This is a genomic window from Micromonospora tarapacensis (genome assembly GCF_019697375.1).
GTDB lineage: Bacteria > Actinomycetota > Actinomycetes > Mycobacteriales > Micromonosporaceae > Micromonospora > Micromonospora tarapacensis.
Genome location: NZ_JAHCDI010000004.1, coordinates 3,584,913 through 3,610,290 on the forward strand (window position 1 = coordinate 3,584,913; position 25,378 = coordinate 3,610,290).

Sequence of the window (25,378 nt, forward strand, 5' to 3'; positions counted from 1 at the left end):
TGCCCACTCTAGGCCGGACCGTCACGCCGAGGCAGATCCACAAGGGCCTTTTCCTGATCTCGTCCGGCGGCGGCCGGTCAGGCCGCCTCCAACAGCAGCGAGATGCCCTGCCCGACGCCGATGCACATGGTGGCCAGGGCCCGCCGCGCGCCCCGGCGGCGCAGCTCCAGCGCGGCGGTGAGCGCGAGGCGGGCACCGCTGGCACCGAGTGGATGGCCCAGGGCGATGGCGCCGCCGTTCGGGTTGACGTGCTCCGCGTCCTCGGGCAGGCCCAGTTCCCTCAGCACCGCCACCGACTGGGCGGCGAACGCCTCGTTCAGCTCGATCACGTCGACGTCGGCCAGCGCCAGCCGCTGCCGGTCCAGCAACCGCCGGGTCGCCGGCACCGGGCCGATCCCCATGATCCGTGGCGGTACGCCGGCCGCCGCCGCGCCGGAGACCCGGGCCAGCGGGGTCAGGCCGTACTCCCCGACGGCCGCCTCGGAGGCGACCAGCAGGGCCACCGCGCCGTCGTTCACGCCGGAGGAGTTGCCGGCGGTCACCGTCCCGCCGTCCCGGAACGGGGTGGGCAGCGCGGCGAGCTTCTCCAGCGAGGTCTGCCGGGGGTGCTCGTCGACCTCGACCAGCCGGGTCTCGCGCCGGCCGACCGGCACCGTCACCGGCACGATCTCCTCGGCGAGCCGGCCGTCGGCCTGGGCCTTGGCGGCCCGCAGCTGCGAGCGGTACGCGAACTCGTCCTGCGCCGACCGGGCCACGTCGTAGTCGGCGGCGACGTTCTCGGCCGTCTCGGGCATCGAGTCGACCCCCCAGCCCCGCTCCATCAACGGGTTCACCAGGCGCCAGCCGATCGTCGTGTCGTACACCTCGGCAGCGCGGGAGAACGCGGTCGTCGCCTTCGGCATCACGAACGGCGCCCGGCTCATGCTCTCCACCCCGCCCGCGACCACCAGGTCGGCGTCACCGGAGATGATCGCGCGGGCGGCGGTGGCCAGGGCGTCCAGGCCGGAACCGCAGAGCCGGTTGACCGTGCTGCCGGGCACCTGCTCGGGCAGCCCGCCGAGCAGCGCCGCCATCCGGGCCACGTTCCGGTTGTCCTCGCCGGCCTGGTTGGCACAGCCCAGCACCACGTCGTCGGTGCGCGCCCAGTCCACCGAGGGATGCCGGGCGACCAGTTCCCGGATGACGTGGGCGGCCAGGTCGTCGGGGCGCACGCCGGCCAGCGCGCCGCCGTAGCGGCCGATCGGGGTGCGGACACCGGCCACCAGGTATGCCACGGTCATCGCGAGTCCTTCGGGGGTCGGAAGGCGGGGCGGGGGCGTCCACCGGAGCCACGGAGACGTCCGACGGCCAGGATATCGCCGGCCGGTGCCGATAGGTTTGTCGGCATGGCCCGAGCCCAGTTCAGTGCGGAGACCAACGGCGGCGAGTTCGTCCGCCAGCCCAACCGGTTCACCGGGCGGGTCACCCCGCACTCCACCTCGCCGCCGGGCGGCGGGCCGGACGAGCAGGACCGCTGGCCGCTGGAGTCGGGGCGGTACCGGCTGATCTGGTGCCGGGCCTGCCCGTGGGCGCACCGGTCGCTGATCGTGCGCAACCTGCTCGGGCTGCGCGACGCGATCTCGCTGGGCACCGTCGACCCGATCCGGGACGAGCGGGGTTGGCGGTTCGCCCTCGACCAGGACGGCTTCGACCCGGTGCTGGGCATCGGCTTCCTGTCCGAGGCGTACCTCGCCACCGACGCCGACTACACCGGCCGGGTCACCGTCCCGGCGCTGGTGGACACGCTCACCGGCCGGGTGGTCACCAACGACTACCCGCAGCTCACCCTGGACCTGTCGACCGAGTGGCGGCGGCTGCACGCACCGGACGCGCCGGACCTCTACCCGGTGCCGCTGCGCCCGGAGCTGGACGCGCTGATGGCGGAGATCCACGCCGACGTCAACAACGGCGTCTACCGGTGCGGTTTCGCCACCTCCCAGCAGGCGTACGACGAGGCGTTCCGGGCGCTGTTCGCCCGACTGGACGCGCTGTCGCAGCGACTGGCGGACCGCCGCTACCTGATGGGTGACTCGATCACCGAGGCGGACGTGCGGCTGTTCACCACGCTTGTCCGCTTCGACGTGGCGTACCACGGGCACTTCAAGTGCAACCGGCACAAGCTCACCGAGATGCCGGTGCTGTGGGCGTACGCGCGGGATCTGTTCCAGACCCCCGGCTTCGGCGAGACCGTCGACTTCGACCACATCAAGCGGCACTACTACGCGACCCATCAGGAGATCAACCCGACCGGGATCGTCCCGCTCGGCCCGGATCTGAACGGCTGGACGACGCCGCACGGGCGTGGCTGAGCCGACCGCCCCGGGCCGCCGGCCCGCACTCCGGCCCGCACGGCGGATGGCCGCCGTGGTCGCCGCGGGATGCGTGCTGGCCGGCACGGCCGCGGTGACCCTCGCCGTGGTGGCGGGTTCCGGTCCGGGCCCGACCGGGTACGTCAGTGAGGCCGGTGTCGCCGACAGCGGGTACGCCTGGACGTACCGGATCGGGATCTTCGCCCTGGCCGGGGCGCTGCTGCTGCTCGCCGCGGCGCTGCCGGTGCGGATCGCCGGGGCGCTGCTCACCGCGGGCGGCCTGGCCACGGTCCTGTCCGGCGCGGTGACGTGCAGCGCCGGCTGCCCGCTGCCGCCGTTCGAACGGGCCACCGTGGCGGACCTGGTGCACGGTGGGGCGAGCATCGCCGCGACCGCGGCCGTGGTCTTCGCCATGATCGCGATCGCCCGCTGCCCCACGACGGTGCCTCGGCTGCGCCGGACGGCCTCGCTCGCCGCGGCGGTGGCCCTGCCGCTCGCGGGCGCGGTCGGCCTGGCCATGCTGTTCGCCGGCCGGGGATCACTGGTCGGGGTGCTGGAGCGGCTGCTGCTCGCGGTGGCCGCCCTCTGGGGTGTCGCCACCGCCCTCATGCTGGCGATCGCACCGCCCGCTGATCGACATCGAGGGAAGCCGTGATGCCCGGCCCGGGAGCACCCGCGCCGGTCAGCCGGCCAGGTGCCCCCAGCGCCGCTCCAGGTCACACCACGGCCCCTGGGCGGCGGCCCGGCCACCGATCAGCACCACGACGCGGTCGGCCCGCACCAACGCGGCCCGCTTCGAGGTGGAGCCGACCACCGTCACCCCGCGCTCGCGCAACGCCTGCCACAGCGCCAGCTCGGTGGTGACGTCCAGCGCGGAGGAGACGTCGTCGGCGACCAGCAGTTCGGTACGCGGTGCCAGCGCCCGGGCCAGCGCGAGGCGCTGCAACTGCCCGCCGGACAGGCGGGTGCCCTTGTGCCCGATGAGCAGACCCAGCCCGCTGCCGGTGCCGGCCAGGTCGTGCTCCAACTGGGCGGTGGTCACCGCGTGCGCGGCGTCCACCTGGTGCCCGAGGGTGATGTTGTCGGCCACCGTGCCGGAGAGCACCCGGGGCAGCTGACCCACGTAGCCGACCTGGTTGGGGCGCAGGAACAGCTCCGGTTCGGTGACCGGCTCGCCGTTCCAGGTCAGCTGCCCGGTGTGCGGGGCGATCCCGGCCAGGGCCCGCAGCAGCGACGACTTGCCGGCACCGACCGGGCCGACGACCAGCACGAGCTGCCCGCGCTCCACGGTCAGGTCCACGTCGCGTACGGCGGTGGTGCCGTCGGTGTGCCGGACACCGAAGCCGACCAGTTCCAGCCGCCGCAGCGGGTGCGCGGCGGCACCGGCGGCGCGGGGCGGCACCGGTGGCCAGGTCGACCCCGGGCACCCGCGCCGAGTACGCCTCGATCCCGGTCATCTCCGCCGTCCGCCGGGTCCACACCCGCGCCGACGGCACCTGGGAGATCAGTGACGCGGTGGTCCAGGCGAACCAGCGCGCCGCGCCCAGCGTGGCGACCGCGACCAGTGTCGCCCCGGCGGAGAGCCCGCCGGCCAGGAACAACGCCCAGACGCCGATCGGGAACAGCCCACTGGCCACCGCGGGGGTGGAGCGGGCCCAGACCTGCACGGCGATCTCCCGGCGCTGCCGGTCGCTGCGCACCGTGTCGAGGTCGGCCAGGTGGGTCAGCACCGGCCGGGTGGCACCGGCCAGCTTCACCGTCCGGGCGGCCGAGAGCGTGGAGACCAGCGCGGTGGCGAACGCCGCCCGCGCGGCGACGGTGTCCCGGGCGGCCCGCTCCAGCCGGGGGCCGAACGCCGTGGCCGCCACCCCGGACAGCACCATCGTGCCGAGGAAGAACAGCCCCGGCACCACGCTGCCGGTGATCAGGGTCATGGCGACCAGCAGGACCGCGCCGACCGTCTGGTCGAGCACGTTGTCGGCGAGCTGCACCACCCGCTCGGTGTCGCCGCCCTGGGCCACCACCTCGGCCGGGGTGTGCCGGCTGACCCGACGCGGGCCGGTCTGGCCGTACACCAGGCGGGCGCTGATCCGCAGCATCTGCCGTACCCACCAGGCCGGGAACCACAGGTGCGTCCAGTAGTGCGCGGGGATGGCGAGGATCAGCCCGGCCGCGATGCCCAGGGCGGGCAGCCAGGGGTCGCCGGTGCCGTCGACCACGTCGGCCCAGAGCCAGGCCAGCACCGGCCCGTCCAGGCCGAGGACGGCCAGCACGGTGAAGATGCCCACCGCCGCCGCGCCGTAGCGGGGGTCGTTGAGGCAGAGCCGGGCGATCTCCCGCAGGGTCCGCCCGCGCGACGCGGGGCGCCGGTCGCCACCGATCTCCGCCTCGACGGTACGGCCGCCCGACTCCCGCCCGCCGACCTGTCGACCCTCCGCCGGGTCGACCGGCTCGGGCCCGACCATCGGTGCGGAATCGCCCGCGTTCGGCGGTCCTGCCCCGGCGGCTGCCGGTGTGGACAGCTCGGAACCAGCCGGCGGGCGGCGGCCCTCGCCGGGCGTCAGAGGGTCGGCGCTGCGCACCGCCGCGGCGTTGGGCACGGCGGACGCACTGGTCCCGGTGACCGGGTTGAGCGTGCCGACCGGGCTGGCGGCGGCCAGGTTCGCGCCGGCGGCCGGATTGGCGCCCACCAGTGCGGGTTCGTCCCAGATCCGGTCCGCCTCCGGCTCCGTCAGCAGGTCGGTCCCGGTGTCGACGCCGTTCGCGCCCGCCTGGCTGGCGGCCATGAGCTCGGCGAAGCGGTGCGACCCGGCCAGCGGGGACGCCTCGACCACCGCGCCGTCGGCCAGCACCACCACCTCGTCGCACCGGCTCACCGACGACAGCCGGTGGGCGATGACGATGCCGATCCGGTCGCGCAGCAGGCGCTCGGTGGCCTGCTGCACCCGCGCCTCGGTGACCGGGTCGAGCCGGGCGGTGGCCTCGTCGAGGATCACCACGTGCGGGTCGCGGACCAGGATCCGGGCGAAGGCGACGAGTTGCTCCTGGCCGGCCGAGAGCACGTGGCCGCCCTCGCCGAGCCGGGTGTCCAGACCGGCGGGCAACTCGGCGATCCAGCCGGCCAGCCCCAACTCGTGCAGGGCCCGCGCGGCGGCGTCGAGCAGCTCGGGGTCGAACAGCGCCACGTTCTCGGCGAGCGTGCCGGCGAGGATCTCGGTACGCTGCGGCACCACCGCGACCCACTGGCGCAGTTGCTCGACGTCCAGGTCGAGCACGTCGCGCCCGCCGAGCAGGACCGTGCCCGGCGGCACGTCGACCGCCCGGGTGAGCAGCTTGGCCAGCGTGGACTTGCCCGACCCGGTCCGGCCGACCAGGGCGTACGAACGGCCCCGGACGAAGGTCAGGTCGACCTCGCGTAGCGCGGGGCCGCGATCGGAGTCCGGCCCGCTGGTCGGGTAGCGGTAGGTCAGGTCACGGATCATCAGATCACCGTCGGTGGGCGCGGCGCCGCCGGTGGGTTCCTGCGGGGCGTTCTGCAGCAGTTGCACCCGGCCCCACGCGCCGAGGGCGTACTGCACCTCCGGCACCATCCGGCTGACGTGTTCGACGGTCATGCCGAGGGCGAGCGAGAGCAGCCAGATCGCGGTCATCCGGGCGGCGTCGACCCGGCCGGTGCTCAGCGCCCACACCCCGCCGAGCACGACCAGCGCGATGCCGGCCCGGGTCACCCCGGCCGCGATGGTGTTGACCTGCGCCGACATCTGCCACACCCGCAGCCCGCGGCGCAGCACCTCGGCCGCCCGCCGAGCATAGAGGCGCAGCACGTAGGGCCGGGCCAGGCTGGTGCGGACGTCGTCCTGGCCGTGGATCGACTCCTCCATCACCGCCGCCAAATCCGACCAGGCCGCCTCCTCGTGCATCCGGGCCGGGGCGATCCGCGCGGCGGGCCCGCGGAGGGTGGCCGCGAGCAGGATCACCAGCAGCAGCATGCCGATCCCCGCGGGCCACCAGACGGTGAACGCGACAAGGGTGGACAGCATGCCGACGGCCAGCGCCTGGGCCAGCCGCACCCCCGGGCCGCGGACGCCCGAGGCCACGTCGTACACGTCGCCGTCGATCCGGTCGAGCATCTCACCGACCGGGGTGGTCTCCAGGGTGGGCACGGGTTGGCCCAGCGCCACCCGGCACAGCCGGCGCCGCAGGTCGGCGGACCAGTCGGCGGTCACCCCGGCCATCACCAGGCTGACCACCAGGTCGCTGATGACGGCCACCACCAGCGCCGCCGACAGCAGCACGAAGAACCCGACCGAGCGGTGCAGCAGCAGCGGCCCGGCGAGCGCGGCGGTGGCCGCCTGACCGACGCCGCCGAGGACGATGAGGACGACCACCAGGGTCATCCGGCGGGAAGAGGTGACCCACAGATCACGGAGCAGGCGCACGGGTCGGTTCCTCCGGTCTGGTGGCGAAGGTTCCAGCCTGCTCGGCCCGCCCCCGCGGCTCAACGCATTTTCGCCGGTGGCAGACCGGCCGGGCGGCGGGCGGCGGGCGGCGGGCGGCGGGCGGCGGTCAGAAGAGCACGGTCGCCAGGGTGCCCACCGGCCGGAAGCCGCAGCGCTCGTAGACCCGCCGGGCGGGCCGGTTGAAGTCGTTGACGTAGAGGCTGACCGTCGGGGCGACCCGGGTCAGCGCGTCACGGACCACCGCCGCCATCGCCGCGGTGGCAATCCCCCGGCCTCGCCAGTCGGGTGCCACCCAGACCCCCTGGACCTGCGCGGTGCGCCGGGTCACGACCGCCAGTTCGGCCTTGAAGACCACCCGGCCGTCGACGAACCGGGCGTACGCCCGACCGGAGCGGATCAGGTCGACGACGCGGCGCCGGTAGCCGCGCCCGCCGTCGTCGACCAGCGGCGAGACCCCGACCTCCTCGGTGTACATCGACACCGCCGCCGGGAAGAGCAGGTCGAGTTCCGCGCTGCGCACCCGGCGTACCTGCGGGTCGGTGGGCACGCCGGGCAGCGCGTCGGTGGCCAGCAGCGGCTGGTTCGGGCGTACGTCGCGAGCCGGCCCCCAGGCGCCGGCGAGGCGGTCCCAGAGTTGCAGCACGGAGTCGGCGCGCCCGACGATCGAGGAGCAGAGCCGTTCCTCGCCGGCCAGCAGGTCGGCGAAGGCGGCGATCGCCTGCGGGCCGGCCAGCACGGGGGTGAGGTGGCCGCCGAGCCAGCAGACCGATTCGAGTTGGCGGCGCGTGCCGTACCCGAGCACCCGCCCCTCGGCCCGCCACCACGCCAGCCCGCGCGCGGCTATCCGCTCCGCGACCTGCGCGCCCGCGTACGGGTCGAGGTCGAGCAACCGTTCGACCGCGCGACGTTCCGACTCCCCGAGTTGCCGCACTGGCGCCGTCAGCACGGCTACCAGCCTGCCAGATCCGTTCACCGGGTGTTGGCAGACGGCGACCGTCATCCCACGGCCCGGCCCCGGAAGAAAAACAAACCGGACAAAGCCCCACGTGAAGTCCACGCCCCCGAGGTGCGGGTTGTCGGCGTTGCATTGCCGATATATCGTTGATGCATCGCCGACAGTCCAGCGAAGGAGACAGCCCGATGAGGTTCCATCAACGAGAGCACGCCCCGCACGAGGGCCGCTGGCGCGGGTTCGGCTTCCCGCCCGGTCCGCCCTTCCCGCCCGGCGGGCACGGGTTCGGCCACGGTCACGGCGGGCACGGTCGCGGCGGTCGCGGACGCGGCCGGGGACGCCGACCCAACGTCCGCAACGCCGTGCTGGCCCTGCTCACCGAGCGGCCGATGCACGGCTACGAGATGATCCAGGAGATCGACTCGCGCACCGGCGGAGGCTGGCGACCCAGCCCCGGTTCCATCTACCCCACCCTCCAACTGCTGGAGGACGAGGGCGTCATCGCCGCCACCGAGGAGTCCGGCGGTGGCCGCAAGCGGTTCACCCTCACCGAGCAGGGCCGCGCCGAGGCGGACGCGGCGGCGCAGACGCCCCCCTGGGCGGAGGTCGCCGAGGACACGATCAACAGCTGGCACGACATCCGGCACGCCGGCGCGCAGGCGATGAACGCCCTGCGGCAGGTGATGACGACCGGCACCGACGACCAGCGGGAGCGGGCGGCCCAGGTGCTCGACGAGACCCGCCGCAAGCTGTACGCGATCCTCGCCGAATCCGAGTGACCCCCGGTACCCGCACGAGGGCGGCACCTGTCCCAGGTGGCCGCCCTCGTGCCGCCGGCCTGCCGCCCGGCCTGCCGCCCTCGTGCCGGCCGGCTGGCCGGGACCGGCTCAGTGCACGGTGACGGTGGCGCCGGGGAGCAGTTCGCGCAGTTCCTCGGGCAGCTCGGCGCCCATCTCGTCGGCGAGCCGCAGCGCCTCCTCGATCAGGGTCTCCACGATCTGCGCCTCGGGCACCGTCTTGATGACCTGGCCCTTGACGAAGATCTGACCCTTGCCGTTGCCGGAGGCCACCCCCAGGTCGGCCTCGCGGGCCTCACCGGGACCGTTGACCACGCAGCCCATCACGGCGACCCGCAGCGGCACCGGCAGCCCTTCCAGGCCGGCGGTGACCTCCTCGGCCAGCTTGTAGACGTCCACCTGGGCCCGCCCACAGGACGGGCAGGAGACGATCTCCAGGCCGCGCTCGCGCAGCCCGAGCGACTCCAGGATCTGGTTGCCGACCTTGATCTCCTCGACCGGCGGCGCGGAGAGCGACACCCGGATGGTGTCGCCGATCCCCTCGGCGAGCAGCGCCCCGAAGGCGACCGCCGACTTGATGGTGCCCTGGAACGCCGGCCCGGCCTCGGTCACGCCCAGGTGCAGCGGGTAGTCGCACTGCTCGGCGAGTTGCCGGTACGCCCGGATCATCACCACCGGGTCGTTGTGCTTGACCGAGATCTTGATGTCCCGGAAGCCGTGCTCCTCGAACAGCGAGCACTCCCAGAGCGCCGACTCGACCAGCGCCTCCGCCGTCGCCCTGCCGTACTTCGACAGCAGCCGCTTGTCCAGCGAGCCGGCGTTGACCCCGATCCGGATCGGCACGCCCGCGTCGCCGGCCGCCCGCGCGATCTCGGCGACCTTGTCGTCGAACTGCCGGATGTTGCCCGGGTTCACCCGCACCGCCGCGCAGCCGGCGTCGATCGCGGCGAAGACGTACTTCGGCTGGAAGTGGATGTCCGCGATCACCGGGATCTGCGACTTGCGGGCGATCGCCGGCAACGCCTCCACGTCGTCCTGACTGGGCACCGCGACCCGGACGATCTGGCAGCCGGACGCGGTCAGTTCGGCGATCTGCTGGAGGGTGGCGTTGACGTCGGAGGTCAGCGTGGTGGTCATCGACTGCACGGACACCGGCGCACCGCCACCGACCGGCACCGAACCGACCATGATCTGACGGCTCGCCCGGCGCGGCGCGAGCGGCGGCGGCGGTACGGGGGGCATACCGAGGCTGACAGCGGTCACTTCAGGCACTCACCTTGGGAAGAGGGTGATCGGGTTGACCACGTCCGCGGTGATCGTGAGCAGCGTGAACACGCCACCGATCAGGATCACCACGTACGTGAAGGGCATCAGCTTGAAGTAGTCGACCCGACCCGGGTCGGGCCGGCGCAGCCGCGCGTACACCCAGGAGCGGGCCCGCTCGAACCAGGCGATGGCGATGTGCCCGCCGTCCAGCGGCAGCAGCGGCAGCAGGTTGAACACCCCGATGAAGAAGTTCAGTGAGATGAACAGCATGACGAAGATTTCCCAGGCGTCGTTGGCGACCGCCTCGCCGCCGAGCACGCTGGCACCGACCACGCTGATCGGGGTGTCGATGTCCCGCTCGCCGCCGGTGATGGCGGTCCAGAGCGCGGGGATCTTCTCCGGCAGCCGCTGCAATGCCTGGGCGGTGGCCACCGCCATGTCGCCGATGAACTCGCTCGTCGCGCCGACCGCCGCCACCGGGCCGTAGCTGACCAGGCCCGGGGTGGAGATGACCAGGCCGACGCCGAGCGCCGGAACGTCGGTGACCGGCCCGTCCGGGTCGTCGATCGGCGGGCGCTTGGTGGTGCCGAGGACGGTCTCGGTGGTGCCGGGCTGACCGTCACGCTCGTACCCGATCTTGGCGGTGCCGCCCGGGGTCATGGTCCGCAGGGTGGTGAGCAGGTCGCCGTAGCTGTTGATCGGGGTGCCGTTGAGCGACGTGATCCGGTCGCCGTCACGCAGCTGGGCCGCGGCGGCCGGGCTGGCGGCGTCGCCCGCCTCGCAGGCCCGGTAGGTGGTGTCCGGCAGTACGCACTGCTGGAGGGCGATCACCGCAGGCTCGGCGCGGATCTGCTCCTCGGTGCTCGGGCGGTCGGGGTTGGGCAGGCCGAACGTCATCGCCGCCAACCAGGCAGCGAAGATCGCCAAGCCGAAGTGGGTGACCGAACCGGCGGACATCACGATGGTGCGCTTCCACACCGGGTAGCGCCACATGGCCCGCTTCTCGTCACCGGGCTCGACGTCGTCGTCCTGTGGCGTCATCCCGACGATCTTGCAGAAGCCGCCGAGCGGGATGCCCTTGATCCCGTACTCGGTCTCGCCACGCTTGAAGGACCAGAGGGTGGGGCCGAAGCCGACGAAGTAGCGGGTGACCTTCATGCCGAAGGCCTTGGCGGTGAGCATGTGGCCGGCCTCGTGCAGGCTCACCGAGACGAGGATGCCGAGGGCGAAGAGCACCACCCCGAACGCGAACGACATCAAGCTCCTTCCACCGCAGCAGCGATGATCTCCTGCGCGTGTGCGCGCGCCCACGACTCGGCGTCGAGTACGTCCTCGACGGTACCCGGTTCGCCGAAGTCGGGAGCCTCCTCCAACACCCGCTGTAGGGTGTCGACAATGCCGAGGAAGGGCAGCCGCCCGGCGACGAACGCCGCCACGCACTCCTCGTTGGCCGCGTTGTAGATCGCCGGCCGGCAGCGCCCCGCCTCGCCGGCCGCCTTGGCCAGCGCCACCGCCGGGAACGCCGCGTCGTCCAGCGGCGCGAACTCCCAGCTGTGCGCCGTGGTCCAGTCGACGGCGGCGGCGGCCTCGGGCACCCGCTCCGGCCAGCCCAGCCCCAGGGCGATCGGCAGCCGCATGTCCGGCGGGCTGGCCTGGGCGAGCGTCGATCCGTCGACGAACTCGACCATCGAGTGGATCACCGACTGGGGGTGCACCATCACGGTGATGTCGGCGTACGGCACGTCGAACAGCTCGTGCGCCTCGATCACCTCCAGCGCCTTGTTGACCATCGTCGCCGAGTTGATCGTGACGACCGGACCCATGTTCCACGTCGGGTGCGCGAGGGCCTGCTCGGGCGTGACGGTCGTCAACTCGTCGCGCCGCCTGCCCCGGAACGGCCCGCCGCTGGCCGTGACGATCAGCCGGCGCACCTCACCCCGGGTGCCGCCGCGCAGACACTGGGCGAGCGCCGAGTGCTCCGAATCCACCGGGACGATCTGCTCCGGCCGCGTCACCGCTGCCCTGACCAGCGAGCCGCCGGCAACGAGGGACTCCTTGTTGGCCAGCGCGAGGGTACGCCCGGCGCGCAGCGCCGCCAGGGTCGGCGCCAGCCCGAGCGACCCCACCACCCCGTTGAGTACGACGTCGCACGGCCACTGTGCCAGCTCGCTCATCGCGTCCGGCCCGGCCACGATCTTGGGCAGCTTGAACTCGCCGCTGGCCCAGCCCCGCCGGCTCGCCTCCGCGTAGAACGCCAACTGGAGATCCTGCGCCGCGGACGCCTTCGCCACCCCGACCGCCTCGACGCCGAGTTCGAGGGCCTGGGCGGCGAGCAGACCGATGTTGCCCCCACCGGCACCGAGCGCCACCACCCGGAACCGGCCCGGGTTGCGCCGCACGATGTCGATGGCCTGGGTACCGACCGACCCGGTACAACCCAGCAGCACAAGATCACGGGGGGACGTCACGCTCCCATTGTTCCCCACCGCCCTCCGGTGCGCGGAAGGGCACCTTGTTGCGCCTGAGGTCGCGGAAGGGCGCGTCTCTGAAGGAGGGGACGCTACTTCCCTCCCCGGTCCGCCTCCGGCGGGATCCGGCCTTCCGTCGAGTCAGCATCCTGCGGTGCCTCGTCGTCGAGCAGGTCGGCCGGGTCAACCGAGAAGTCGAAGGGCCGATTCATCACGAATGTGGTGCCGGCGGCGGGGCGATCGTGGGCACCCGCCCGGTCGGCCGCCGCCAGGCGAGCGCAGCACCGCGAGATCCGGGATGAAGAGATCATCGCCGGAGACCAGGTTGACCGAGTGGTACGCCCACAGCCCAGCGGCTCGTGCTGCCCGTCTCAGCCGGTAGCCAAGCTCACGCCGCACCGTCCGCCGATCGACACCGCCACCAGCGGTGACCACGACACAACCATGCGAGACCTCGATCCTCGGTCCGTTGTTTCCCGGCAGCACGTCCACCGCAGCGCTCGCTGTCCACGACGCTCGCTGTCCACGACCCAGGACTCGCCAGCTAATCTTGGACAGTTTCCGTTAGCACCTAACGGAAACTGTCCAAGATCTCACATCCCATGTCTCGCCCCGGCGCCGCGCATAGCCGATTCGGGTTGTGACCGACACCGTTGCGGCCATCCGGCAGCCTTCCCGCCTCGTAGGGACCACAATTCCACCGAACCAGTTTCCTGATCATGCTCCGACCAGCCCGGCGATGCGAAGACCGGCCCGGTGCCGACCGGGTTCGGTCGGCACCGGCCGGGTCGCGCCAGGTTCAGGTGCGGGGGCGAAGCGGCCCGCGCGGGTGGCGGCGACGAACCGGGTCCAGCTCGGCGCGGCGAAGCTCAGCTCCGCACCCTGCCGGTCCTTGCTGTCGCGTACGCCGACCGCGTCGACGAATCCCGCCACCTCGACGCACTCACCACTACCACCTGACCGGGACGACGTGCGCCACACCCCGTCACGTTTCATTGGGTCATCTCCTTCGCGATCGCCGTGATCAGCTCACGGGAGTCATCGACATCGAGCGCCCGCTCGCCGAGCGAGCGCCAGACTTCCTCGTAGGTCCGGATCTCGTGCGGCTTGTCGAGATAGACCGCGCCGCAGGGACCGTCCATGTAGATCGTGGTCGGCTCCGGCTCCCGCACGTCAGTGGGGAAGTCGAGCAAGGTGAAGGTGCCTGTGAAAGCCGACCGGAACAGGCCGGCGGTCAGGGGCAGCACCCGGACCTTGAGGTTGTGCTGCCGGCTGGCCACCACCAACGCATCCAGTTGCCGAGCCATCGCCGACCGGTCACGAAGCGGCCGGCGCAGCACCGCCTCGCTGAGGATCACGTCGTAGTAGGGCGCCCGGGGTACCGCGCGTGCAAGTAGCCGTTGCCTGCGCAGCCGGACATCCACCTTGGCCTGCTGCTCCGCCGCGCTCAGCTGCGGGTGGTCGGTTGCGATGACCTCGGTCATGTACTCGACCGTCTGCAACAGGCCGGGTACCAGGTCGGCTTCGTACTTTCGGATCTTGGTGGCGGCGGTTTCCAGGCCGACGTACAGCTTGAACCAGTCCTCGATCGCCTCCCCGTAGCTGTGCCACCAGCCGTGCGCCTTGGTCTCGCGGGCCAGCGACCGCATCGTCTTGATCGTCTCGCGGCCCACGCCGTACACCCGGCACATGGCCTCCACGTCGTTCGGGTGCATGGGGACCTGGCCGGTTTCGTACCGCCAGATCCGGGGCGTCGACCATTCCAGTTCCTTCGCCGCCGCCGCCACCGTCACATGCGCGTTTTCCCGAAGTTCTCTCAAATACCTGCCGAGCTGCCTACGCGGGACGGTGCTTCCCGGGTCGTCCACGTCATCTCCTTCGCTGCTGTCGCGTAAGGCACCTCATCCCTTGATTCGCATTCTTCCGCAGAACATTGCGCAAGGCCAGTAGTGAAATGACCATCGTGGATGACCGGCCGATCCCCCTGGCCGGTCACGACCGGGGCGGGCGCCCTCCCCGAAACCTCATCCCGGCGCTCGCCCCGGCACCGTCACCATTCGACAGTGGGAGCACCATGGAATCGATCGACGACGCGCTCGGCGAGATCCCGCCACCGCCCTACGTGACCGCCGAAGACGTCACCTTCGCGCTGCGGGCGATCATCGTGCACGCCGCCGAACAATGGCCCGACGGCCCGCGCTGCCGCAACGACCGGGCGCGCCACCCCTGCCGCCTGCACCGCTGGGGCCGCCGCGTCCTCGCCCAACGTGGCCTCACCGACCAGGAGATCCAGACGATGCTCGCCGAGCAGGAAGCCTCCCGCCCATGATCTACGTGAGCGGAGAGCGCCCGCTCCCCCAGCACGTCCGCGCCGCCACCTTCGACACCCGCTGGCGCGGCCTCGACCCCGCCCAGGTGCACGACTATCTCAACCGGCTCGCCGACGAGTTGGAGCGGCTGCACCGCGAACTCACCACCGCCAACACCGAGGCCGAACGCATCCGCCAGGCACTGCGACAGTGGCAGTCCCGCCAGACCGCCCACCGCCACCATTCGAGGTCGCGATGAGCCCGCCCCGCTGGATCATCCACCTGCCCACCAGGCTGACCAGCCTGGACGAGGCCACCGCACTCGCCGTCGCGCTCCGCGACTCGCTCGGCCACCTCACGGCCATCGACTTCGGCGAAACCACCCTCAGCGAAGAAGACCGCCAATTCCTGCGCCACCGGGTCTGGTGCGACACCGCACTCGACGGCCCGCACCGCTGCCACCGCCCCAACGACCACGCCGGCCCCTGCACAGTCACGTGATCGACTCCGCTTCGGCGATGCCGCGGGCCGGGACGCGACGGATGGCGTGGCGGATTGCCGCCGGGACACCGACCAGCAGCACGACTGCCGCGATCACCAGGACGGCGCTGGTCGCCGTGCTCTGGAGCGGCCAGCCCGTTGACGCTCTCAGCTCGACAGTGTCCAGACACCGGAAGCCGGTGCGGCGCAGGTGGGCGTGGGGCCAGCCGGAGTGGGTCAGCGACCGCGGACGTCGGCCGGTTCGGACGGGCCGGTCAGGACGAAGGTTTCCACCTCGGTGCCGCCGTACCAGTCGGTGCGCCGGCCCACGTGGGTCATGCCGAGCCGGCGGCAGACCGCCATCGAGCGCTCGTTGCCCGGCGTCACCACGGCATACACCTGCCGGGTGCCGGCGGCGAACTCGCGCGCCAGTACGGCCCGGGCCGCCTCGGTGGCGTAGCCGTGGCCCCAGGAGTCGGGGTGCAGGTGCCAGCCCACCTCGATGTCCTCGGTCGGCGTGCTGCCGTCGGCGCCCGGCAGCGGTTTCAGCAGTACGCTGCCCGCCACCGCGCCGGTGTCACGCACCTCGATCGCCCAGATGCCGTACCGGCCGGCGTACGGCGCGTACCGTTCGCCCCAGGTGGCCAGGCGCTCGGCGGCCTGGCCGGGCTCGGTGAGCCGGCCCGCTCCCCCGCCCAGCCAGCGCATCACCTCGTCCCGGGAGTAGATGTCGTAGATCCGGGCCAGGTCGACCGGTGCGGCGGTCCAGTCGCGCAACGTCAGCCGGTCGGTCGTGTCGACGGTCATGGTCGGCGATCCTAGCCACGACGATCAGGGCACCCGGGGATGCTCGGCGGGGACGGCGACCCGGCGGGGACGGCGACCCGGCGCCGACGCGACGGTTGCCGGCGGAGACGAAGGGGAAATGGAGCGCGATGGGCGGTGCGTGGGAACGGACGAGGCGGATCACCCGGGCCGCGTTCCGCCCGGTGCGTGGCCGCGACCTGCCGCTGCACGCCGCCGCGATCACGTTCTACGGGGCGATCGCCGTGGTGCCGGTGGCCCTGCTGGCGATCTGGCTGACCACGCTGCTGGCGGGGGCGGAACGGGTCCGCCGGCTCACCGCGTACGCCGTGGAGACCCTGCCGGACGCGATCGGTGTGCCGCACGCGGTGGCCGCGCTGGTCGAGGCCGGGGTGGGTCTGACCCCGTGGCCGGCGCTGGCCGCGCTGCTGCCCGCGTCGCTGTACGGCGAGGGGCTGCGCCGGGCTTTCGTTTCGGTCGCCGCCCCCCGCTCCGACGAGCACCTGATCGGCTGGCGGGGCCGGCTGTTGCTGCTGCCGCTGCTGGCGCCGGCCCCGGCGCTGCTGCTGGCGATCCTGCTCGCCCTGCCGACCACCACCGAGCTGGTCCGGCGGGGTGGCTGGGCCGGTGCGCTCGGGGTGGTGCTCTCCTTCCTGGCGGTCTGGCTGGTGCTCAGCCCGGTGCTGATGTGGGTGTTCCGGGTGGTCGGCCCGGCGTCACCGGACTGGCTCTCCACGCTGGCGATGGGCTCGTTCACCGCGGCGAACCTTTCCGGCTTCCTGCACGGTTTCGTGCTTTTCGCGTCGCTCCCGCTCGACCTGGGCGTGCCCTTCGGTGGTCTGGACGAGGTCGGCGCCGCGGTGGCGATCCTGCTCTGGCTCTACGTGTTCCACGTGATCGTGCTCGCCGGCTACTCCGCCACCCTGGCCCTGGCCGGCTGGCGGCTGCGAGGTCAGCGGGACCGCCGCTAACCTCATGGTCGACGAGGTCACCGCGGGGTGGGAGGGGTTAGGGTGCGGGGATGATGGGCGGTGAGGTGCCATCCCGGGCGGACGTGGTGGTTGTCGGGTCCGGGCACAACGGGTTGGTCTCCGCGATCCTGCTGTCCCGGGCCGGGCTGGACGTGCTGGTGCTGGAGGCCGCCGACGTGATCGGCGGGGCCACCCGCACCGAGAACCCGTTCCCCCGGGTGCCCGAGCTGCGCCACTCCACCGGGTCGTACCTGCTCGGGCTGATGCCGCCGGAGCTGCTGGCCGCGCTCGACGTCCGCATCCCGGTGCTGCGCCGCGACCCGCACTACTTCCTGCCCACCCCGGGCGGAGCCGGCTCGCCGTACCTGCTGTTCGGCACCGACACCGCGGCCACCCGCCGGCAGCTCACCGAGTTCTTCTCCGCCGCCGACGTGGCCGCCGACGACGCGTTGCAGGCCGAGCTGGCCGCGCTGCGCGAGGATCTCGCCCCGGCGTGGCTGGCCGAGCCGCTGACCGTGGAGGAGACCGCGCAGCGCTACGTCCGGCCCGAGCTGCGGGACGTCTTCGTGGACCTCGTCCGCGGCTCGGTCGCCGACTACCTGGCCCGCTTCGACTTCCGCTCCGAACTGCTGGTCAGCATGTACGCGGTCACCGACGGCCTGTCCGGGCTCAACGCCGGCCCGGACGACCCCGGCACCGGGCACAACTTCCTGGTGCACAACATGTGCCGGCTGCCCGGCTCGGGTGGCACCTGGATGATCGCCGAGGGCGGCATGGGCACCGTGTCGCGCACCTTCGCCGACGCGGCCCGCGCCTCCGGCGCGCGGATCGTCACCGGCACGCCGGTCACCGCGATCACCCTGGACGGCGGCGCCGCGCGCGGCGTGGTGCTCGCCGACGGCCGGGAGATCGGCGCCGAGGTGGTGCTCGGCGCCTGCGACCCGTACCGGCTGATGGAGCTGCTGCCCGACGACGCGCTCCCCACGGTCCTCACCGAACGGATGGCGGCGGTCCGGCGCACCGGCACCACGCTCAAGCTCAACCTCGCGCTGCGCGGCCTGCCCCGCTTCTCCTGCCTGCCCGAGGACGCGCCGAGCCCGTTCGGCTCGACCATCCACCTGCTGCCCGGCTCGGCGTCACTGACCGGCGGCACCGGTGAGCCGCCGATGGCGGCGCTGCGCGCCATGTGGGCCGACGTGCAGGCCGGGCGACTGCCCGAGGAGCCGACCATCGAGTGGTACCTGCACACCACCGTCGACCCGTCGCTGGCCGACCCGGCCGGTCACCACTCGTCGGCGCTGTTCGTCCAGTCGGTGCCGTACGACCTGGCCGGCACCACCTGGGCGGCGGCGCTGCCCGGCTACGTGGAGCGGCTGGTGGCGATCTGCGAACGCTACGCCCCCGGCACCGGCGACCTGATCGCCGACGCGGTGCCGCTGCCGCCGCCCGGCATCGAGGCACACTTCGGCATCACCGGCGGGCACATCCACCACGTCGACAACACCGTCTCGTTCGCCGACCGGATGCCGTACGCGACAGGCGTCGACGGCCTCTACGCGGGCAGCGCCGGTTGCCATCCGGCCGGCAGCGTGATCGGCGCCGCCGGCCACAACGCCGCCCAACGCATCCTCGCCGACCTCGGTCGTTGAGGGCTCAGTTCGCCGGCTGGGCGGTCTCCGGGGTCGTGGTCTCCTCGCCGACGCGGTGCGCGCGGACCTTGTGGCCGACGCTGGTCAGGCAGCGCCCGCTGGGCAGGTCGAACCGCCAGCCGTGCAGCTGGCAGGTGAGCTGGTCGCCGTCGATGATGCCGAACCGGCTCAGGTCGGCCTTCAGGTGCGGGCAGCGCCGCTGCACCACCCAGTCACCGAGGGTGATGTCCTCGGCGTCGACGGCCCGCTCGTGCTCGTCGTACCAGCCCTCGGCGTACTGGAGGCGCTCGGTGGACAGGCACTTGAAGAAGGCGTACACGAACTCGTTGTACTGGCCGATCCGGGCGGCCGAGAACCGGCAGGACAGGAAGAGCGAGTTGACCCAGTCCACCTCGCCGATGTGCAGCAGGTGCTCGACCAGCGCCCGCTCGGTGCGGAACCGGTAACGGACCTTCTCGTCGGCGTACGGCCGCACCTGCTTGCCGGGGAAGTCGACCACGATGGACTCGACGCTTTCGGCGTCGTAGCCGACCAGGTCGAAGCGGACCGGGCCGCCGACCCCCTCGGCCAGGTAGATCGACTCGTCGAGCAGCGGCTCGATCCGCCGCTTCAGCTCCTTGAGCACGTCGACCTCGGGATGTCGCCAGGACGCCTTCTCCGCCTCGATGATCGGCCGCTTGCGCTCGCGCATCTCCTCCAGGTGGGCGACCTTGTTGGCGAAGAACTCCTCCACCGGCACCGGGTGCGTGGTGCTCGCGCCGTCCACGGTGATCTCGCTGACGCTGCCGGGCAGCAGCACGATGCCGTTGGTGCCACCGACCTTGGCGTACTCGGACAGGAAGACCGACTGGTCGGGGAAGATGTTCCCCTCGTCGCCGAAGATGTCGTTGAACTGCCACAGCTCGTCGTCGAGGAAGCACGGCGGGCCGGCGATCGGGAAGACGTGGTCGGCCTTCAGGTCGTCGATGTAGCGCCAGGTCCGGTCGAACTGCCGGTCCCGCTTCTGCTTGCCGAACGCCGTCTTCGCCGCGTTCGGCAGCTCGTAGACCATCGGGTACCAGATCGCCCCGGAGAACTGCAGCAGGTGCGCGTGCACGTGGCCCAGCTCGGCGAAGAGGCTCAGGTCCGTCGGGCGGGCGTCGTTCTGGTTGAGCAGCCGGACGCCGTCGTGCTCCACCCAGAGCGAGGAGTCACCGATCGGGCCGTCGGTCGGGCTGGTCAGCGCCTGGATCATGATCTTGAGGCCACCGTCCAGCTCGACGACCTCCTCGTTGCGGGTCTTCAGGAACTTCGTGAAGCCCAGCTCGCGGAACTCGTCCTCCATCTCCGAGGTGGGGAACTCCGGCAGCAGCACGGTCGCGGCCTTCGACACGTACCGCTTCAGGTGGGCCGCGTCGAAGTGGTCCCGGTGCAGGTGGGAGACGTACAGGTAGTCGACGTTGCCGAGGGTCTCCCAGTCGAGCCGGGAATTGTCCGGGAACGGAAACCAGGAGGCGAAGTAGGCCGGGTTGACCCACGGGTCGCACAGGATGCTGCCCGCGGCCGTGTCGATCCGCATGCTCGCGTGCCCGGTACCGGTCACTCGCACCGCAGTTCCCCCTAAAAAGACAATCGAGGTGTACGCCAAAACGCTACCGGAGGCAGTCTGGTCTCCGCCCCGCGACGCCGGTAGTGCCCTTCCACCCACCTGAGCGGGGTCCACCGGCCCTGGACCGGAACCCCGGCACGGGACGTGCCAGACTAGCCGGAGATCCGTTCGCGAGGAAGGACCGACAGTGGCAGGAAGCGAGCCGGTAACGGCGCCAGACCAGCACAAGCCCGGGCACCGTAAGGCCGGACGGATCGGTGCGGTGCTCACCGCCCTCGTGCTGCTGGCAATGCTCTGCGGCAACCACGAGGGCAGGATCGAGGACATCTGGTTGATCGGCCTGGCCGCACTCCTGCTGCTCATCGTGATCGGCGACGTGGTGCTGCGGCGCAACGGCCTGCGCTCCTGACCCGCACCCCGGCCACTGCCGGCGAGCGACCGACCGCGAGCCCGTGACCTGTGACGAGGCCCGCCCCATGGAGCACCGGGGCGGGCCTCGTCGGGTGCTCAGCGGCCGAAGAGGATGTCCTGGGCGTTCTTCAGCGCGGCGTCGACCTCGGCCTCGAAGTAGCCGCCCTGCACCAACCCGAAGCGCAGCGTGTCCAGGTCCTTCGGGTTGACCGGCATCGGGTTGCGCCCGGCCATCCCGCCGAGGAGGGTCTCGAAGAACCGGTCCACCTGGTCGGGGTCGTACCCGCTGCCGAAGCGGCGGACCTGGAAGCTGCGCCGGATCTGGTCGACCCGGTAGAGGTCGCTGCCGGGCGGGCCGGCCATCGGCGGCCCACCCATCGGCGGCCCGCCCATGGCCGGCGGGCCCGCCATCGGCGGGGGCCCGCCCATCGGCGGACCGCCGAGCGCCTGCTGCGGCATGCCGGGCGGCGGCCCTGCCGGGCCGCGCCGCGGGTCACGGTCCGGGAGCCGGATCTCGGCGGTCATGTCGCTACGGCCGTGCCGGCCCGCCTCGAACCCGTCGAAGCGCTGCTCGTCCGGCGGACCGTAACCGGCAGGGCCGTCGGGCGGACCGTAACCGCCCGGGCCGTCCGGCCGACCGTAGCCGGCAGGGCCGTCCGGCCGACCGTAGCCGCCGGGGCCGTCCGGCGGACCATAACCGCCGGGGCCGTCCGGCGGACCATAGCCGGCAGGGCCGTCCGGCGGACCGTAACCGCCGGGGCCGTCCGGCGGACCGTAACCGCCCGGGCCGGCGGGCAGGCCGCGCGGCGGAGGCCCGCCGTGGCCCATCGGGCCACCCGGCGGCCCCATCGGCGCACCCGGACCCATCGGACCGGCGGCACCGCGCGCGTCGTAGCCGCCGCGGGGAGCGTCGTAGCCACCGGCGAAGGCGCCGGTCGGCTCGTCGTAACGACCGTAGGGCGGGCCGGCCTGCGCCGGCATCGACCGGGGTGGCATCGGCGGCTGCGGAACCGGGGACATGCTGCGGTCGTCGCGCATGCCCGGGCCCATCCGGTCCGGCGGACCCATCCGGGCATCGCCGCCGCGACCGGCCATCGCCCCGCGCTCCTCCAGCTCGGCCAACTGCCGTTCGACCCGGTCGAGATGCAGGTCCACCTGCCACTCGTCGTAGCCGTTGAAGCGAACGCGGAAGACGACGTCGTGGACCTCCTGCGAGGCCACCGGGGCTCCGACCGGCTGGCCAGCGAGTGTCGCCTCGACCCGGTCCAGGAAGGCGTCCACCTCGTCAACCTTGTATCCCCGGCGGAGCGCCTTACGCCGGAAACGCTGACCCTGACTCGCCACTATGTCTCCTGGTCTCGTTCGCCACGCCCGGTCACGCCGACATCTCCCCGGCCGGGTCGGTGCCCCTGTCCTCAGCCGCGGCCAGTTGCCCACACGCTCCGTCGATCTCGCGACCTCGGGTGTCACGCACCGTGGTGGACACCCCGGCGTCGCGCAACCGCCGGACGAACTCCCGCTCGACCGGCTTCGGGCTGGCGTCCCAACGGCTGCCCGGAGTCGGGTTGAGCGGGATCAAGTTCACGTGGGCCAGCTTGCCGGCCAGCAGCCGCCCGAGCAGGTCAGCTCGCCACGGCTGGTCGTTCACGTCCTTGATCATCGCGTATTCGATCGACACACGGCGCCCCGTGCGGGCCACGTAGGCCCACGCTGCGTCCAGCACCTCGCACACCTTCCAGCGCTGGTTGACCGGCACGAGTTCGTCGCGCAGCTCATCATCGGGGGCATGTAGCGACAACGCAAGAGTCACCGAGAGGTCTTCGCTGGCCAGTCGGTGGATGGCCGGCACCAGCCCGACCGTGGAAACGGTGATGTGTCGCTGTGACAGGCCCAGACCCTCAGGTGCCGGCGCGACCAGCCGGCGGATCGCGGCGACCACCCGGTTGTAGTTCGCCAAAGGCTCGCCCATGCCCATGAACACCACGTGCGAGAGCCTCGGCGGCGACCCCGCGACCGCGCCGGAGGCGGCCACACCGGCCAGGTACACCGCCTGGTCGACGATCTCGGCGGTGGAGAGGTTACGGGTCAGACCGGCCTGGCCGGTGGCGCAGAACGGGCAGGCCATGCCGCACCCGGCCTGGCTGGAGATGCAGACGGTGACCCGGTCCGGGTAGCCCATCAACACGCTCTCCACCAGCGCCCCGTCGTGCAGCCGCCACAGCGCCTTGCGAGTCGCCCCGTCGTCGCAGGCCAGTTCCCTCACGGGAGTGAGCAGCCGGGGCAGCAGCTGGTCGGACAGGCGCTCGCGGGACGCCGCCGGCAGGTCGGTCATCTGCGCCGGGTCGCGTACCAGCCGGCCGAAGTAGTGGGTGGAGATCTGCCGGGCCCGGAAGGCCGACTCCCCAAGCTTCGTGACCAGGTCTCGGCGGCCGGCAAGGTCAAGGTCGGCGAGGTGCTGCGGGGGCATCGTCGCCCGGCGTGCACCGGGCGCGTCCGGGTCGACCGGAATCAGGGGAAGACTCGTCATGGCCCGTCCAGTCTGGCACGTTCGGCCCGGAACGATCCCGCCCGGAGTTGCCGGACCCACTGCGGCCACGTCTTCGACCTCGGTACGCCGGCGCCGGCCATGCCTCAGTTCACCGCCGGAACAAAGACGACGAGCAGCAGGTACGCCGTCGGCACGGCGAACAGGACGGAGTCGAGCCGGTCCATCAGGCCGCCGTGGCCGGGCAGCAGGTTGCTCATGTCCTTCACGCCGAGATCCCGCTTGATCATGGATTCGGCGAGATCGCCGAGGACGGCCGCGCCCGCGATGGCCATCCCGAACACGGCACCCCACCAGGGAGCCACGTCGAACAGCAGCCAGAGCAGCAGGGCGCTGCCCAGCGCCGCGGCGCCGACCGAGCCGGCAAAGCCCTCCCAGGACTTCTTCGGGCTGATCGCCGGTGCCATCGGGCGCTTGCCGAAGTTGGCGCCCGCCGCGTAGCCGCCGGTGTCCGAGAGGACCACGGCGACAAGCGTCACCAGCACCCGCAACGGCCCGTCGCCGGGGGACGCCGCAAGCAGGGCGGCGAAGCCGCCGAGGAAGGGCACGTACACCGCGATCAGCGTCGCCGCGGTCATGTCTCGCCGGAGGTTGGCCGTACCGTCACCGAACCGCCAGACCAGCGTGCCGCCCACGGTGACGAGCAGGCCCAGCAGGAGCGCGTCCAGACCGGCGAACCAGGCCAGGGTGACGGTGAGCACCCCGCCGGCGATCAACGGCACCAGCGGCACCTCGGCGCCGCCGCGGCGTACCGCCCGGGACATCTCCCAGATGCCGATGCCGAAGGCCGCGACGAGCACCAGCAGGAACGCCGGGGTGTACAGGAACAGGGGCAGCAGGACCGCCACGCCCAGGCTCGTCCCGACCGCGATGGCCGCCGGCAGATTCCGCCCGGCCCGGCTCGCCGTCTGCTGACTCGCGGGCCTACCGGCACCGGCCCGACGGCGACCACGGTGCCGCCGCCCCGGCAGGTCTGCCGCGTCGGCCTCCGGGGCGACGTCGGCCGGCACCGCGGCAAGTTGGGTGGTCGGGGCATCGTCGTGGCCGCCGCCGGGGCGTACCGGCGCGATCTGTGCCGTGGGGGCGTCCTCGTGATCCAGGTCGCGGCGCCCGTTGCGCCCGTTCAGGGAGCGGCCGTCGGCCCGGATACCGCGCCCACCCCGGTCGTCGTACGAGCCACGGCGATCCCCGTCCCCGTCGTACGGGTCGCGCCGGTCGCCGAACCCGGCGGCAGGATCGCCGCGGCCCTCCGGCGGCCGGGCGTAGGGGCGATCGGCCTGCGGCACGCGCCGGGCTCTCGGCCCGGCGTACAGCTCAGCGCCGGGCTGCGGACCGCGCGCCCGCTGGCCGGGTTCGAGAGCCGGATCCGGCCAGGGCAGCGAGGTGGGCCGGTCCGGGCGGTCCCAGCCATGAGCCTCGGCGCCTCCGTGGGGGTCGAGGTGGGACATCACGCACCAGACGGGAGCGGTACGAGATCCACCACATGACGCACAGCCACTACCATCCCCTACCCGCGCGAGGCGCTCCGTCTTATTTGCCGCTCTGTCGGCTGGTCGATCCCCGCCGTTCATCGCCGGGTCGCCGGGAATCGTGCCGAGCCTACTGCACCCGGCCGCCCGGTAGGACGCACCAGTGCCCGCCGCCAACCGGTTGATCATGAGGTTGTCACCACGACACGCCGCTGGCGACGGCGACAACTTCATGACCAACCGGCCCGGCCGGGACCGCGGATCAGACTTCCAGGAGCTCGGCTTCCTTGTGCTTGACCAGCTCGTCGACATGCGCCACGTAACGCTGGGTCAGGTCGTCCAGCTCCTTCTCCGCGCGACGGCCCTCGTCCTCGCCGACCTCACCGTCCTTGACGAGCCGGTCCAGCTCTTCCTTGCCCTTGCGGCGGATGTTGCGGATGGCGACCTTCGCCTCCTCACCCTTGTGCCGGGCAATCTTGATCATGTCGCGGCGGCGCTCCTCGGTCATCTGCGGGAGCACGATGCGCAGTTGGTTGCCCTCGTTGTTCGGATTCACCCCGAGGTCCGAGTCGCGAATCGCCTTTTCCATGGCGTTGATCTGCGAGTTGTCGTAGGGCTTGATGATGGCCATCCGCGGCTCCGGAATGGCCACCGAAGCCATCTGGGTCAGCGGGGTCGGGCTGCCGTAGTAGTCGATGATGATCTTGGAGAACATGGCCGGAGTGGCGCGACCGGTGCGGATGGCGCCGAACTCCTCCTTGGCGTGCTCGACCGCACGCTCCATCTTCTCCTCGGCCTCGAGGAGGGTGTCGTCGATCACCGGTCTCCTCGCCTCCTTCTTGTGTTCGTCGTGGGCTTGTC

At 72.3% G+C, this 25,378-nt stretch carries 22 protein-coding genes and 2 pseudogenes; 9 read left to right on the forward strand and 15 right to left on the reverse strand.

Annotated features, from left to right (window positions below):
• Positions 1–77 precede the first annotated feature (77 nt).
• Positions 78–1,280: a 3-oxoadipyl-CoA thiolase gene (gene pcaF, locus KIF24_RS22115; protein WP_221085653.1), complete on the reverse strand. Its 1,203-nt coding sequence runs from the start codon at positions 1,278–1,280 to the stop codon at positions 78–80.
• Between the two features lie 105 nt (positions 1,281–1,385).
• On the opposite strand from pcaF, the gene KIF24_RS22120 reads away from it, so the two are divergent.
• Entirely contained in the window at positions 1,386–2,348 is a 963-nt protein-coding gene (locus tag KIF24_RS22120; protein ID WP_221085654.1) for a glutathione S-transferase family protein, read from the forward strand.
• Positions 2,341–3,003, forward strand: a complete 663-nt coding sequence (locus tag KIF24_RS22125; protein WP_331461241.1) for a DUF998 domain-containing protein — start codon at positions 2,341–2,343, stop codon at positions 3,001–3,003. Before KIF24_RS22120 ends, KIF24_RS22125 begins: the two co-directional genes overlap by 8 nt.
• Positions 3,004–3,030: 27 nt before the next feature.
• On the opposite strand, the pseudogene KIF24_RS22130 reads toward KIF24_RS22125, so the two are convergent.
• A pseudogene (locus tag KIF24_RS22130) lies at positions 3,031–6,787 on the reverse strand (ATP-binding cassette domain-containing protein).
• Positions 6,788–6,914: 127 nt separating this feature from the next.
• Positions 6,915–7,754: a GNAT family N-acetyltransferase gene (locus KIF24_RS22135; protein ID WP_221085655.1), complete on the reverse strand. Its 840-nt coding sequence runs from the start codon at positions 7,752–7,754 to the stop codon at positions 6,915–6,917.
• Between the two features lie 194 nt (positions 7,755–7,948).
• Here KIF24_RS22135 and KIF24_RS22140 point away from each other — a divergent pair, with 194 nt between their 5' ends.
• Positions 7,949–8,539, forward strand: a complete 591-nt coding sequence (locus KIF24_RS22140; RefSeq protein WP_221085656.1) for a PadR family transcriptional regulator — start codon at positions 7,949–7,951, stop codon at positions 8,537–8,539.
• A 108-nt stretch (positions 8,540–8,647) separates the two neighbouring features.
• On the opposite strand, the gene ispG is transcribed toward KIF24_RS22140, so the two are convergent.
• The 6 genes and pseudogenes from ispG to KIF24_RS22170 all read right to left on the reverse strand — a co-directional run bounded on the left by ispG (position 8,648) and on the right by KIF24_RS22170 (position 14,159).
• Positions 8,648–9,820 carry a flavodoxin-dependent (E)-4-hydroxy-3-methylbut-2-enyl-diphosphate synthase gene (ispG, locus tag KIF24_RS22145; protein WP_221085657.1) on the reverse strand — a complete coding sequence of 391 codons (1,173 nt, stop codon included), beginning with the start codon at positions 9,818–9,820 and terminating at the stop codon, positions 8,648–8,650.
• A gap of 9 nt (positions 9,821–9,829) precedes the next feature.
• A complete protein-coding gene (locus KIF24_RS22150; RefSeq protein ID WP_221085658.1) occupies positions 9,830–11,080 on the reverse strand; it encodes a M50 family metallopeptidase in 1,251 nt (416 codons plus the stop codon).
• Positions 11,080–12,291, reverse strand: a complete 1,212-nt coding sequence (dxr, locus tag KIF24_RS22155; RefSeq protein WP_221085659.1) for a 1-deoxy-D-xylulose-5-phosphate reductoisomerase — start codon at positions 12,289–12,291, stop codon at positions 11,080–11,082. The genes KIF24_RS22150 and dxr overlap by 1 nt, the downstream gene beginning before the upstream one ends.
• A 92-nt stretch (positions 12,292–12,383) precedes the next feature.
• Entirely contained in the window at positions 12,384–12,602 is a 219-nt protein-coding gene (locus tag KIF24_RS22160; RefSeq protein ID WP_221085660.1) for a hypothetical protein, read from the reverse strand.
• A gap of 505 nt (positions 12,603–13,107) precedes the next feature.
• A pseudogene (locus KIF24_RS33330) lies at positions 13,108–13,272 on the reverse strand (DUF397 domain-containing protein); the annotation flags it as partial.
• Positions 13,273–13,283: 11 nt separating this feature from the next.
• Positions 13,284–14,159: a helix-turn-helix domain-containing protein gene (locus KIF24_RS22170; protein WP_221085661.1), complete on the reverse strand. Its 876-nt coding sequence runs from the start codon at positions 14,157–14,159 to the stop codon at positions 13,284–13,286.
• 206 nt (positions 14,160–14,365) lie between these two features.
• Between KIF24_RS22170 and KIF24_RS22175 the strand changes: the two genes are divergently transcribed.
• The 3 genes from KIF24_RS22175 to KIF24_RS22185 are packed head-to-tail and all read left to right on the forward strand — an operon-like array spanning position 14,366 to position 15,101.
• The gene (locus KIF24_RS22175) at positions 14,366–14,620 is read left to right on the forward strand and encodes a hypothetical protein (protein WP_221085662.1); all 255 of its coding nucleotides are present in this window, start codon (positions 14,366–14,368) and stop codon (positions 14,618–14,620) included.
• A complete protein-coding gene (locus KIF24_RS22180; RefSeq protein ID WP_221085663.1) occupies positions 14,617–14,859 on the forward strand; it encodes a DivIVA domain-containing protein in 243 nt (80 codons plus the stop codon). The genes KIF24_RS22175 and KIF24_RS22180 overlap by 4 nt, the downstream gene beginning before the upstream one ends.
• A complete protein-coding gene (locus KIF24_RS22185) occupies positions 14,856–15,101 on the forward strand; it encodes a hypothetical protein (protein ID WP_221085664.1) in 246 nt (81 codons plus the stop codon). Before KIF24_RS22180 ends, KIF24_RS22185 begins: the two co-directional genes overlap by 4 nt.
• 216 nt (positions 15,102–15,317) lie before the next feature.
• Here the strand turns inward: KIF24_RS22185 and KIF24_RS22190 are convergent, their stop codons facing one another.
• Positions 15,318–15,887, reverse strand: a complete 570-nt coding sequence (locus tag KIF24_RS22190; protein ID WP_221085665.1) for a GNAT family N-acetyltransferase — start codon at positions 15,885–15,887, stop codon at positions 15,318–15,320.
• Between the two features lie 128 nt (positions 15,888–16,015).
• On the opposite strand from KIF24_RS22190, the gene KIF24_RS22195 reads away from it, so the two are divergent.
• Both KIF24_RS22195 and KIF24_RS22200 read left to right on the forward strand, forming a co-directional pair.
• The gene (locus KIF24_RS22195) at positions 16,016–16,855 is read left to right on the forward strand and encodes a YhjD/YihY/BrkB family envelope integrity protein (RefSeq protein WP_221085666.1); all 840 of its coding nucleotides are present in this window, start codon (positions 16,016–16,018) and stop codon (positions 16,853–16,855) included.
• Between the two features lie 53 nt (positions 16,856–16,908).
• Positions 16,909–18,504: a phytoene desaturase family protein gene (locus tag KIF24_RS22200; protein ID WP_221087499.1), complete on the forward strand. Its 1,596-nt coding sequence runs from the start codon at positions 16,909–16,911 to the stop codon at positions 18,502–18,504.
• A 4-nt stretch (positions 18,505–18,508) separates the two neighbouring features.
• On the opposite strand, the gene KIF24_RS22205 is transcribed toward KIF24_RS22200, so the two are convergent.
• Positions 18,509–20,092 carry a Rieske 2Fe-2S domain-containing protein gene (locus tag KIF24_RS22205; RefSeq protein WP_221085667.1) on the reverse strand — a complete coding sequence of 528 codons (1,584 nt, stop codon included), beginning with the start codon at positions 20,090–20,092 and terminating at the stop codon, positions 18,509–18,511.
• Between the two features lie 187 nt (positions 20,093–20,279).
• Between KIF24_RS22205 and KIF24_RS22210 the strand changes: the two genes are divergently transcribed.
• Entirely contained in the window at positions 20,280–20,501 is a 222-nt protein-coding gene (locus tag KIF24_RS22210) for a DUF2631 domain-containing protein (protein ID WP_221085668.1), read from the forward strand.
• A 98-nt stretch (positions 20,502–20,599) separates the two neighbouring features.
• Here the strand turns inward: KIF24_RS22210 and KIF24_RS22215 are convergent, their stop codons facing one another.
• The 4 genes from KIF24_RS22215 to frr all read right to left on the reverse strand — a co-directional run bounded on the left by KIF24_RS22215 (position 20,600) and on the right by frr (position 25,337).
• Positions 20,600–21,847 (reverse strand): DivIVA domain-containing protein, encoded by a 1,248-nt coding sequence (locus KIF24_RS22215; RefSeq protein WP_221085669.1) that lies wholly within the window; start codon positions 21,845–21,847, stop codon positions 20,600–20,602.
• 31 nt (positions 21,848–21,878) lie between these two features.
• Positions 21,879–23,030: a 23S rRNA (adenine(2503)-C(2))-methyltransferase RlmN gene (gene rlmN, locus KIF24_RS22220; protein WP_221085670.1), complete on the reverse strand. Its 1,152-nt coding sequence runs from the start codon at positions 23,028–23,030 to the stop codon at positions 21,879–21,881.
• Between the two features lie 104 nt (positions 23,031–23,134).
• Positions 23,135–24,496, reverse strand: a complete 1,362-nt coding sequence (locus tag KIF24_RS22225; protein ID WP_221085671.1) for a phosphatidate cytidylyltransferase — start codon at positions 24,494–24,496, stop codon at positions 23,135–23,137.
• Between the two features lie 283 nt (positions 24,497–24,779).
• Positions 24,780–25,337 carry a ribosome recycling factor gene (frr, locus tag KIF24_RS22230; RefSeq protein WP_221085672.1) on the reverse strand — a complete coding sequence of 186 codons (558 nt, stop codon included), beginning with the start codon at positions 25,335–25,337 and terminating at the stop codon, positions 24,780–24,782.
• Positions 25,338–25,378: the final 41 nt, after the last annotated feature.